Source organism: bacterium (assembly GCA_040755795.1).
Taxonomy (GTDB): domain Bacteria; phylum UBA9089; class CG2-30-40-21; order CG2-30-40-21; family SBAY01; genus JBFLXS01.
The window spans coordinates 1-11854 of the sequence record JBFLXS010000095.1 but is presented as its reverse complement, the minus strand read 5'-3'; the positions used below and the strand labels follow the sequence as shown (position 1 = coordinate 11854).

Below are 11854 nucleotides of genomic sequence, written 5' to 3'. Positions count from 1 at the left end.
TCGTGCTCTCCGTACCCTTCGTGGTGAATAGTTACAACGGTAAAATATTTAGTAAGCGTTCAGGTGGTGTAACAAAAGGAGATGTGGAGATTAAGGAGATAGGGAGATATTATTAAAAAAATTGAAACTAATAGAAATTTATGGAAATTTGTTGTTTTCCACAATCAATTTCTACCTATTTCTATAAATTTCAATCTATTTCTATTATCTTATCTCCATATCACTCTTATCTCCTTATCCCCTTTCGGACACTTTTGATATATAGCCTGAACGGTTACGAAATTAAAGACTATCCCTGAAATCCATGATAGAATTATTGTTGCTTGTGCAAAGTTTTATTCAGCAAGTATTATAACAAAGGATAAAATTATAAGGAGCTCGGATGAGATTAACACATTGTAATCGTTCACCACAGAGCTCTGCGACTCTGCGGTGAGAAAACCATTTTTCAGGAGCAATATGTTCATCGAAATAGTTTCGGGTTTATCTATTGATAAAACTTTTACCTATGCGGTTCCAAAGGAATTAGAAAAAGATATAGCCATTGGGAAACGGGTATTAGTTCCTTTTGGTCATCGGCGCCACCTGACTGGATATATCATTAATGTCCTTACCAGTCCTATCTGTGCTGACTATGAAATAAAAGATATTTTAGATGTTCTGGATAGCACACCTGTTTTATCTGATGAGATGTTAAAACTAACCCAATGGATAGCCACATACTACCTTTGCTCCTGGGGCGAGGTAATTGAATCGACTCTACCACCGGGTATTAATATCAACACAAAAACCAGAATTAAATACCTGAAAGATATGCCGGGTCTGGATAAAAAGGCACCTCTACAATTTAAGATTCTGGAGTTAATAAAAAAAGAAAAAGAGATAAGTTTAGCTAAGTTATTAAACATTTTAAAGAAAAGACCTATTTATTCAGCGATAAACAGTCTTATCCAGAAAGATTTGATAGAGATTGAGCGTGTTAAAAAGCCTGCTTTAAAACCCAAAGAGATAAAGGTAGTCAAATTAGCCCTGTCTAAGGAAAGAATATTGGCGCAAACCCTGACTCAAAGACAGCGTTCGATTATTGAAATCCTGCATCAAAATGGGGCTCTTGAGCCAGATAAATTAGCCCAAAAAGCACAAACAAGCCTCACCCCGATTAATAATCTTATAAATAAAAATTTTCTTATGGTTTGTTCAAAGCAAATAGATAGAGAACCTTACAAAGATAGATATTTTAAACCTTCTTACCCTCTAAAATTGACCAAAGAGCAAACTGAGAGTTTAAATGCTATCAAAGAATATATTAAAAAAGGTGAGTTTAAGATATTTTTATTGCATGGCATAACCGGGAGTGGTAAAACAGAGGTTTATCTTCAAGCCATAGATGAGGTTTTGAAGATAGGGAAAGGGGTGATTGTTTTAGTGCCAGAAATATCACTTACTCCGCAGACAGTTGAGCGATTTAAAGCCCGCTTTGGCGGAAAAGTAGCCATTTTGCACAGTAAATTATCTCCAGGCGAACGCTATGACCAATGGCGAAGGATACAGGAAGGTGGGGCAGAAATCGTTATTGGTGCTCGTTCGGCTATCTTTGCCCCTATGAAAAATTTAGGTCTGATTGTTATTGATGAAGAACACGAAACTACTTATAAACAATATGATTCTGTCCCACGCTACCATGCTCGAGATGTAGCGATTATGCGAGCAAAGTTTACTGATGCTGTGGTAATTTTAGGTTCTGCCACCCCATCCGTAGAGGCATATTACAACACATCCATTGGTAAATTTTACTATCTCCATCTCCCATCTCGAATTGACCATAGACCTTTAGCAAAGGTAGAAATAATCGATATGAAAGAAGAGTTCAAAATGGGTAATCGGAGTATTTTTAGCCTGAAATTAAAAGAGGCAATATTAGACAGACTAAACAAACAACAGCAAGTCATCATTTTCTTAAATCGGCGAGGATTTGCCACCTTTATTCAATGTCGTGATTGTGGGATGACGATGAGATGTCCACATTGTGAGATTACTTTAACCTATCATTTTGCAGACAAAATGCTCAAATGCCATTATTGTAATTTTCAAAAAATAGCCCCCGCATTCTGTCCTAAGTGTCAGGGGACACAAATTCGGTATTCTGGCACAGGCACGCAGAAGGTTGAGGATGAATTACAAAAATTATTTCCACATTCAAGAATTTCAAGAATGGATTTAGATACAACTACACCTAAAATGGCTCATGATAATATTCTTTCTTCTTTTAAATCAGGTGGAATAGACATCTTAGTTGGCACACAAATGATTGCTAAGGGATTAGATTTTCCCAATGTAACCTTAGTTGGGGTAGTTTCAGCAGATGTGGGGTTAAATCTGCCTGATTTTCGTGCCGCAGAACGGACATTTGGATTACTGACGCAAGTTGCTGGTCGCGCCGGCAGAGGGCAAAATCCCGGATTAGTTATTATTCAAACCTATAATCCTGAACATTCTACTATTCAGTCGGCTAAGATACAGGACTATGCCACCTTTTATTCTCAAGAGATTACATTTAGAAAAGAACTTAATTACCCACCTTATACTCATCTACTTAATATTATCATCAAAGGTAAAAATGGTGAGGAAACGATTAAATTAGCCCAGACGTTCGGTAGTATTCTCCGAAGCAATAACCAGGATAAGACAGTGATTATTTTAGGTCCAGCCCCTTGCCCTTTAACTAAGATAAAGGAAGAATATCGCTGGCAAATACTTCTTAAAGGTAATCCTAAACCCCTTCGGGAATTAGTGAAATCAGCATTAGACCAAATAACTATACCGGGGTATTTGAAGATAAATGTAGATGTTGACCCAATTGGAATGTTATAGGAAAGGAAAAGCAGAAGGCAGAGGGCAGAAGGCAGAGGACAACAGGAGGAAAAACCGTCAGCCACGGACACGGATACAGGACATGATTCACGGATTTTCAGTGTTTCAGTCGTGTTCATCTGTGGCTGAACACTTACGATTATCGTTATCTATAGCGGTTATTAACTGGAAGTTTACATAGGCTGGAGTTTCGTGAATTTTCTATGATTCCTTTCTCCTTTAATCTTTGCGTTCTTTGCGGTCGATTTCTTTGCGGTTAAAAAAGGATAAACCACAAAGGGCACAAAGTAATAACGCAAAGGACACAAAGGGAAGAAAATAGGTGAAGCATTTTTTATCAACTCAACTTCAAAAAGGATAAGTTGCAAAAAAATCATCAGGCTTTTGAGCCTAATTTTGCCATCTTTAAGCAAAATAAACCGATTGATAAGGATAAAGAGAACTTTAGAAGTAGCATAAAATTTACGAAAGTCCAGAGAAACAAAGGGGAGTAAAAAACACTATGTTCAAAATATTAGTGGTTGATGATGACCCACAACTTGTAGAGGCAGTAAAAATTAGATTAGAAGTAAATAATTATAAAGTAATTACGGCATTTAATGGCTTAGAGGCATTGGATAAGGTATATAAAGAAACACCTGATTTAGTCCTTTTGGATGCCTGGTTACCAAAGATGAATGGTTGGGAAGTCTGCCGGAAGATTAAAGAAGATGCCTCACTTAAGGCGATTAAAGTTGTCTTTCTTACTGCCCGGACAGAATTGAGTAATAGGTTAATAGGGATTCAAGTGCTAAAGGCTGATGGTTATATCACCAAGCCATTTGAATCAGAAGAATTGATTAAGACGATAAAAGAGGTGTTAAAAGATGTCTAAAAAAAAGATATTGGTAATAGATGATGAACCTTACTTAGTCATGGCATTGAAGATTAGATTAGAAAATGTAGGTTATGATGTCATTACTGCCTCCGATGGCGTAGAGGGATTGGATAAGGCACAGGGAGAGAATCCTGATTTGATTGTTCTTGATGTGATGATGCCTAAAAAAAGTGGCTACGAGGTCTGCCAGATTCTAAAATCAGATGACCAATACAAACACATTCCTATTATTATGTTAACGGCTAAGGGACAAAAGAGTGATAAGGAATGGGGTGAAAAAGTAGGGGCAGATGCCTATATTACCAAGCCTTTTGATGATGCAGAATTATTATCAAAAATAAATGAATTACTGTAATTATTCAGCCACTGATGGACACGGATTAACACGGATAAATAGCAGAAGACGTAACCGTTAGAGATATAACCACAGAGTCACAGAGAACACAGAGGGAATATATAACCACGAATGAACACGAATAATAAAAAGATTCGACCTGTGCGGTTAAATGTAAAATGGATAATGTCCAATGAGAAATGGTAAGCGTTCAGGTGGTGTAACAAAAGGAGATGTGGAGATTAAGGAGATAGGGAGATATTATTAAAAAAATTGAAATTAATAGAAACTAATAGAAATTTATGGAAATTTGTTGTTTTCCACAATGTAACTATTCAGTCTATTATAGCAGTTATTAGTCAAAACTTTACATAGCGTGGATAAATGATGCTAACTTACTATAGCGAATTAGAGATTAGCGAATTAGTGAATTAGAGGATTAGAGAACTCTATGTCAAATTTCGATTAATAGGTGCTATATAACCACAGAGGCACAGAGAACGCAGAGAATAATAAAATGGACTGCCCAAACCCTGTTCTTGTTCCATAATACCTTAAGATGATTTGTAAATACATACTACTCTTTATAATATGTTCATTCTCCGTGCCCTCTGCGTCTCTGTGGTGAATAGTTACTCCACAATCAATTTCTACCTATTTCTATAAATTTCAATCTATTTCTATTATCTTATCTCCATATCACTCTTATCTCCTTATCCCCTTTCTTAGACTTTTGATATATAGCCTGAACGGTTACATATTTTTAAAAAAATTCTCAGTCAGCCTCTTGACAAAAGTTAAAAAATATGCTATTGTTAGAAATATAGTAGATACAGGTTGGATAAAAAGGTTAAAGGAGCGAGGGTAAAAGACCTTCCTCCGTGTTTCTTTCTCCTTCACTATGGAGGGGAAGAAAATTTGTAAGCGTTTAGCCACAGAGGCACAGAGTTCACAGAGAATTAAGGAAATTAACCACAAATGCACACGAATTAACCTCTGACATCCCATAAATGTAGTGCGAATCTTTAGGTTCGCCTTTTGGCTTGCCAGAAGCGAGGCTAAAGCCTCGTACTACAATTTATGTTCATTCGTAGTTATATATTCCCTCTGTGACTCTGTGGCTATATCCTGAACGGTTACGAAAATTTGTCTGTTGGAGAAGACCAATAAAATCAACACTCAGTTTTATCCGAGAGCGTTCTACTAAAAAAAGGGGGTTAAAAATGGTAAATATTAATGAATTACTTAAAATAATGATAGAAAAGGAGGCTTCTGATTTACATATGAAAGTCGGAAGTCCACCTTCATTACGAATTTATGGGAAATTGTATCCTATTGAAGGATATAGTATTTTGACTAAAGATGACACAAAAGCAATGGTAAATGCAATCACGACGGATGAACTAAAAAGGAGATTTGAGGAGGATTCAGAGTTAGATACGGCATATACGGCAGAAGGGATAGGTCGATTTCGAGTGAATTTATTTCAGCAACAACGGACTTTTGGAGCGGTATTTCGCCATATCCCACTTAAAATAAGGAATTTTGAGGAGTTGGTGCTACCGGCACCAGTTTTAGGGACATTGTCTAATTTACAGCGTGGATTAGTTATTGTTACAGGTCCTACTGGCAGTGGTAAATCAACAACATTAGCCGCGATAATGAATAATATCAATTTAACTCAACGCAAACATATTGTTACGATTGAAGACCCAATTGAATATGTTTTTGAGGATAAGATGTCAATTATTAATCAACGGGAGTTAGGCGTAGATACTAAATCTTTTAGTAATGCTTTACGCCGGGTATTACGGCAGGACCCTGATGTGATTATGGTTGGTGAGATGCGTGATTTAGAAACGATGAGTTTGACACTTTTAGCGGCTGAAACCGGCCATCTGGTTCTGGCAACGATGCATACCAGTGGTGTGGTTTTAGCTATTGATAGGCTTATTGATTCTTTTCCATCAGAACAACAACCTCAGGTTCGGATGCAATTATCACTGATATTAGAAGGTGTGATTTCTCAGGTATTGATTCCTCGAGCTGATGGAAAAGGTAGAGTTGTTGCTGTAGAAATCCTTATGGGCACACCGGCGATTAGAAACTTGATTCGTGAAGGAAAAACTCACCAGATGACTACTCTTATCCATACGGGCGGACAATTTGGAATGCAAACAGTAGAACAGGCATTAAAAGTTCTATATCAAAAAAATTTAGTTTCCTTTGAAGAGGCCTATGCCGCCTCTCATGATGCAGAAACCTTTAGAAAATTAGTTGGAAGATAAACAATGAAAAAAGAAAGCTTAGTTATTACAGCTATTTTACTTTTGTGTATAATTTCAATTGGGCTGGGAGTCTATTCGATTTTCCTTCGCCAGGAACAGATTGTAGAAGAGGCATTATTCCCAAAGGGATTATTGCCAGAAAAAAAGAAGATAGCCGTAGTTCATATTTATGGAGCGATTACTCTTTCAGATGATGTCGGGGGGTTGTATAAACCATTTCGTGGCACACAATATATCATTGACCAACTTAAAAAATTTAAGAAAGAGCCAAATATTGCCGCAGTAATATTAAGGATAAATAGCCCCGGAGGAACAGTTGCCGCAGTTCAAGAAATATATCAGCAAATACAAGAACTTAAAAAGGCAAAGAAAAAAGTAGTTGTTTCCATTGGAGACATATCCGCGTCAGGGGCATATTATATTGCCTGTGGTGCAGATAAAATTGTGGCTAATCAGGGTTCTTTAATCGGTAGTATTGGTGTCATTATGACTCTGCCCAGTATCCATGGATTTCTTGAAAAGGTAGGGGTAAAATTTAATATCATTAAAAGTGGGAAATATAAAGATATTGGTTCTGCTTTTAAAGAAATGAATGAAGAAGAAAAAGTAATCCTTCAAGGAGTAATTGATAATGCCTATAACCAATTTTTTAATGTTGTGGCTGAAAATAGACCAGAGATTAAGAAAGAAAAACTAATGAGCCTCGCTGATGGTCGGATATTCACCGGTGAACAGGCAAAGGAAATTGGGTTAATCGATGAATTAGGAACTTATGAAGATGTAATAAAATTCACGGCTAAATTGGCAAATATTGAAGGTGAACCAGTAGTTGTTGAGGAAGAAAAGTCATTTAAACGCTTATTAGACTTTATGGAAATCAAAAACCCATTTGAAAAAATCCAGCAAGATTCTACAAAAGCCCTTCTTGAATATAGATATATCCCCGGAATATGATAGTGTCGTGTTGAACAAATAACGCACGGAATTTGATTCTGGTAACTGGTGATTGGTAACTGGTAATTAAATACCGTTTGGCTGAGGTAATCGCTCAGTTATTGGTGGAAGAAAGGCATAAAGATTAAATTTCTCGCTAAGGCGCAAAGAACGTAAAGGAATAAATTATAATCTTTGCGAACTTTGCGTCTTTGCGAGAGAAAATTTCTATTTAGTTTTTACCACTGATAACTGAGGGATTACCGGCTGAGCTCAGGACGAAACTATTTAACCAATTACCAATTATCCGTTTGCAGGTTACGAAACCTGATGATGCCCCGTGCAAAACTTACTCAACACGACAATAGAGTTTCACGAAAGTAAAAGCAGGTAGCTGGTAATTGGTAACGGGTAACTAATGGGATTAGGTTTTTACTTTTTCAAATCTGTCCTTTTCCCTCAAGCAGAAATCTTGAGGGTTTTCTAAATCCACCGCCATATAATCTTCTATTCATCGCATAACTCAAGAATAATTGTTCTTTGGCTCGAGTCATTCCCACATAGCAAAGTCGTCTTTCTTCTTCTTCATCCTCAGCATTGAAATGCGGCAGTAACCCCTCTTCTACCCCGGTAATAAATACATAAGTAAATTCTAATCCTTTGGCTGAATGTAAGGTCATTAGACTAATTTTGTTTGATTCATCATCCCAACGGTCAATATTAGTGTATAACGAGATATTAGACAAAAATGCCTCTAAAGTTTTATCCTCATTTGTTGCCTCAAATTCCTCGATACTGATAAGAAACTCTTTTATATTCTCAATTCTGTCGGTTTCTTCTAATTCCTGTAAGTCTTCCATATATCCTGTTTTAACAATAACCTCATTTGTCAATTCAAGCACACTTTTGCAGTCTTTAAGTTTTGTGAAATTTTCTATTAATTCTACAAATTTCATAATCGAAGTGGTTGTAGTTTTAGGTAAGAGGTCAGCAGTATCTATTTGTTTTAGTGCCTTGTAGAGAGGAATGCCTTTTTGAAAGCCAAATTCCTCTATTTTTTGGATAGTTGTTTTGCCAATCTTGCGTGCCGGGACATTGATGATTCGTTTTAAACTTAAAGTATCCTGCGGGTTAGCAATGATATTCAGGTAAGCTAATACATCCTTGATTTCCTTTCTGCCATAAAAACTAATGCCACCGATAAGCGAGTAAGGAATATTTGCCCGTCGAAATGCCTCTTCTAAGACACGCGATTGGGCATTAACTCGATATAACACGGCAAAATCGTTTAATTTAATTCCTTGATTACTCATTTCTGTAACCTTTCTGGCAACAAAAGACGCCTCAGCGTGTTCATCAGAGGCAATATAAGTTATTACAGGACTCCCACCTTTCTTTTTTGTCCAGAGTGTTTTCCCTTTGCGACTGAGATTATGATTTATCACCCGATTGGCAATGGTCAAAATTACCTCAGTCGAGCGATAATTTTCCTCTAAACGGATAATTTTCACATTATCATAGTCCTTCTCAAATTCTAATATATTGCTAATATCTGCCCCTCTAAAAGAATAGATTGATTGGTCATCATCTCCGACACAACAGATGTTCTTATGTTTTTGGGCTAACATTTTGGTAAAGAGATATTGAATATAGTTTGTATCCTGATATTCATCAACTAAGATATACTTAAATCTATTCTGGTAAAGTTGTAAAATTTCTGGAGATTCTTGCCACAAGAGAATGGTTTTCATCAAAATATCATCAAAATCTAAGGCATTATTTTCGTCTAATTTAGTTTGATATAATTCATATACCTGTTTAATCTTTTCTTCAAAGTAATTAGCCGTTTGATATTCTTGAGGTTTGATTAAATTTTCTTTTGCTCTGGATATGTTTGATAAGACAGTCTTTGGTTGGAAGGCAAGATTTATTTCTTTCAAGCATTCTTTGACCAGACTAAGTTGGTCTTCTTCGTCATAGATAGTAAAATTATAGTTTTTAAGGTGAGCGCGGAGGATTCTCACGCAGGCAGAATGAAATGTGCTAATCCAGAATCTTGAGCGACTAAAGAAGTTCCCTAAAAGAAGTTCTACACGCTTTTTCATCTCATCTGCGGCTTTATTTGTAAATGTTACGCCAAGGATATTCTCTGGTTTTACACCTTGAGTAAGTAAATGAGCAATTCGATAGGTAATTACACGGGTTTTGCCCGAACCAGCCCCGGCTAAAACCAATAAAGGTCCATTGGTATGTAACACTGCCTCTTTTTGTTGTGGATTCAGGTCTTTTAAAATATCCATCAAGGTAATTATACCATAAATTTGATAACAAGTCAAGAAAACTATGTATCAGGTTTCTTTGTAAATAGCGGTTGACAAAATGCCTTAAATGACATATAATTATCTATGCAATGGAACAACATAAGGTTATCTTTTATCCAGGTGGAGAAATAGGTAATGCGGCTGATGGTGAGAGTTTGCTTCGTGTAGCGGCGGCGGCTGGGCTTTATATCACCGCCTCTTGCGGTGGAAATCACACCTGTGGAAAATGCAAGGTTATCATTGAATCAGGCACAATCGAAGGCGGAATATCAGAAAAACTCACGGCTGAAGAAATAAAAAAGGGCTACAGATTAGCCTGTGTTTCTAAGATAAAGAGTGACCTAACTGTCCGAATTCCGGCAGAATCCCAATTTTCAGATAAACGCTTGCTGGAAGAATCTGTTTCAAAACGACTTCTTATCCCAGAATCCCTGAAAGACATAAGACCAGATTATAAACTCGACCCCCTATTGAATAAATACTATCTTGAATTACCCCCTCCAACTAAAGAGGATAATATCGATGATTTCTCCCGTGTTAAAAGAGCAATTAAGTCAACATATAAAGATTGTTCAATTAACCTTTTTTCTTTAAACAAACTGCCACAGACCTTGAGAGAATCAAACTTTAAGATTACTCTAACCTTACTTGAAGAGGAGAAAAATAAACCAAAGATAGTAAATATTGAAGAGGGGAATACACAGGATAGACATTTTGCCCTTGCCATTGATGTTGGGACAACCTCAATTTATGTTCGATTAATTAACCTTTCGTCCGGAGAGATTCTCGCCACGGTCTCAGACTACAATGCTCAGATTGGCTACGGAGAAGATGTGATTACGCGGATAGTGTATTCGTTAAAGGGTGATGGGCTTAAAATATTGCAAGAGGCGGTGGTCAAAACCATAGAATTACTCATCACTCAAATACTTAACGAGAAAAACATCACCCGCCAGGAGATATCCTATCTTGTTGCCGCAGGGAATACAACAATGGTGCATTTATTAGCCGGAATTACACCTAAATATCTGCGTGAGGCACCTTATGTTCCGGTAACAAATTCATCTATTGAGATTCAAGCCTCCAAAATTGGGCTTGAATTTCCCGAATATGTCCATCTTTATATTTTGCCCGGGGTGGCAAGTTATGTTGGTGGGGATATTACCGCCGGTGTGCTTGGAACAGGGCTTTTTCAATCTGATGAATTAACCCTGTTTATAGATATTGGCACTAATGGTGAGGTAGTTTTGGGGAATAAAGATTGGTTAATCACAACCTCCTGTTCAGCCGGACCTGCCTTTGAAGGTGGCACAATAAAACATGGAATGCGGGCAACCATTGGCGCTATCGAGCAAGTAGAAATAGGTAATGATTATGAACCAATGCTCATTACGATTGGTCATAAACCCCCAAAAGGAATATGTGGTGCAGGATTGATTAGTTTAGTCGCCGAGTTATTGGAGACAGGAATAATATCTCAAAAGGGTAAATTTAATACCAATATCGATACTCAACGAATTAGAACGACGCAGGGGATAAAGGAATATGTTCTTTGTTACGCAGACCAGACTGACATCGCCAGCGATATAGTTATTACCGAACCTGACCTTGATGACCTTATTCGTGCCAAAGGAGCTATGTATGCTGGTATTTGCACATTACTTGATAGTGTTCGTCTTACTATTATGGATATTTCTAAGATAATCGTTGCGGGGAATTTGGGATTTCACCTTGAGATAGAAAAGGCAATTACAATCGGTCTTTTCCCAGAGGTCTCATCTTCAAAATTTATATTTATCGGAAATGGTTCTTTACTTGGAACAACACTTTGTGCCCTATCAAAAGAGATGTTCGAGCAGGTAAAACAGATTGCTAATTCAATGACAAATATTGAGCTTTCGGATAATTCTGAATTTATGAATGAATACATCGCTGCCCTTTTTCTACCTCATACTGAAGAAAAAAGATTCCCAAATACATTTAAAATGCTATCTCCGTTCAAACAGAAATGTAAATAGGGAGAGCGTTGCAAATGATTTTTAGTTATGATGCGGGTTTGGGAGAATTTTGAGTGATAAAAGATGCCAGACTAACAAAAAAGAGATAATTTGCTTAGTTGACATCAAGAGGAAGATATGTTATATAGTTGTAACTTCAAAAAATAATTAGCCTCGTAGAGGCAACCTGTTTGTAGGAGGAATCAAATTAACCAAAAATTAGCTCCAGAGGA

9 protein-coding genes are annotated in these 11854 nt (G+C 36.9%); 8 read left to right on the top strand and 1 reads right to left on the bottom strand.

Annotated elements, in window-relative coordinates; all coding sequences use genetic code 11:
- Positions 1 to 140 precede the first annotated feature (140 nt).
- The 7 genes from AB1414_08145 to sppA all read left to right on the top strand — a co-directional run bounded on the left by AB1414_08145 (position 141) and on the right by sppA (position 7324).
- Positions 141 to 299 (top strand): hypothetical protein, encoded by a 159-nt coding sequence (locus AB1414_08145; GenBank protein MEW6607410.1) that lies wholly within the window; start codon positions 141 to 143, stop codon positions 297 to 299.
- Between the two features lie 160 nt (positions 300 to 459).
- Positions 460 to 2871, top strand: coding sequence for a primosomal protein N' (priA, locus tag AB1414_08140; protein ID MEW6607409.1), 2412 nt, complete (start codon positions 460 to 462; stop codon positions 2869 to 2871).
- A 362-nt stretch (positions 2872 to 3233) separates the two neighbouring features.
- The gene (locus AB1414_08135) at positions 3234 to 3365 is read left to right on the top strand and encodes a hypothetical protein (GenBank protein MEW6607408.1); all 132 of its coding nucleotides are present in this window, start codon (positions 3234 to 3236) and stop codon (positions 3363 to 3365) included.
- An 8-nt stretch (positions 3366 to 3373) separates the two neighbouring features.
- The gene (locus AB1414_08130; protein ID MEW6607407.1) at positions 3374 to 3745 is read left to right on the top strand and encodes a response regulator; all 372 of its coding nucleotides are present in this window, start codon (positions 3374 to 3376) and stop codon (positions 3743 to 3745) included.
- Positions 3738 to 4103: a response regulator gene (locus tag AB1414_08125; protein ID MEW6607406.1), complete on the top strand. Its 366-nt coding sequence runs from the start codon at positions 3738 to 3740 to the stop codon at positions 4101 to 4103. Before AB1414_08130 ends, AB1414_08125 begins: the two co-directional genes overlap by 8 nt.
- Before the next feature lie 1202 nt (positions 4104 to 5305).
- Positions 5306 to 6370 (top strand): type IV pilus twitching motility protein PilT, encoded by a 1065-nt coding sequence (locus AB1414_08120; GenBank protein ID MEW6607405.1) that lies wholly within the window; start codon positions 5306 to 5308, stop codon positions 6368 to 6370.
- Between the two features lie 3 nt (positions 6371 to 6373).
- Complete coding sequence (gene sppA, locus AB1414_08115; protein ID MEW6607404.1) at positions 6374 to 7324, top strand: signal peptide peptidase SppA; 951 nt, start codon at positions 6374 to 6376, stop codon at positions 7322 to 7324.
- 419 nt (positions 7325 to 7743) lie between these two features.
- On the opposite strand, the gene AB1414_08110 is transcribed toward sppA, so the two are convergent.
- Positions 7744 to 9639, bottom strand: coding sequence for a UvrD-helicase domain-containing protein (locus AB1414_08110; GenBank protein ID MEW6607403.1), 1896 nt, complete (start codon positions 9637 to 9639; stop codon positions 7744 to 7746).
- 74 nt (positions 9640 to 9713) lie between these two features.
- On the opposite strand from AB1414_08110, the gene AB1414_08105 reads away from it, so the two are divergent.
- A complete protein-coding gene (locus AB1414_08105; GenBank protein ID MEW6607402.1) occupies positions 9714 to 11642 on the top strand; it encodes an ASKHA domain-containing protein in 1929 nt (642 codons plus the stop codon).
- Positions 11643 to 11854: the final 212 nt, after the last annotated feature.

What these genes read in the sequence shown, in the direction of transcription:
- AB1414_08130 (MEW6607407.1), top strand. Translation starts at nt 3,374, where the DNA reads ATGTTCAAAATATTAGTGGTTGATGATGACCCACAACTTGTAGAGGCA.
- AB1414_08105 (MEW6607402.1), top strand. Translation starts at nt 9,714, where the DNA reads ATGGAACAACATAAGGTTATCTTTTATCCAGGTGGAGAAATAGGTAAT.
- AB1414_08120 (MEW6607405.1), top strand. Translation starts at nt 5,306, where the DNA reads ATGGTAAATATTAATGAATTACTTAAAATAATGATAGAAAAGGAGGCT.
- priA (MEW6607409.1), top strand. Translation starts at nt 460, where the DNA reads ATGTTCATCGAAATAGTTTCGGGTTTATCTATTGATAAAACTTTTACC.
- sppA (MEW6607404.1), top strand. Translation starts at nt 6,374, where the DNA reads ATGAAAAAAGAAAGCTTAGTTATTACAGCTATTTTACTTTTGTGTATA.
- AB1414_08145 (MEW6607410.1), top strand. Translation starts at nt 141, where the DNA reads ATGGAAATTTGTTGTTTTCCACAATCAATTTCTACCTATTTCTATAAA.
- AB1414_08125 (MEW6607406.1), top strand. Translation starts at nt 3,738, where the DNA reads ATGTCTAAAAAAAAGATATTGGTAATAGATGATGAACCTTACTTAGTC.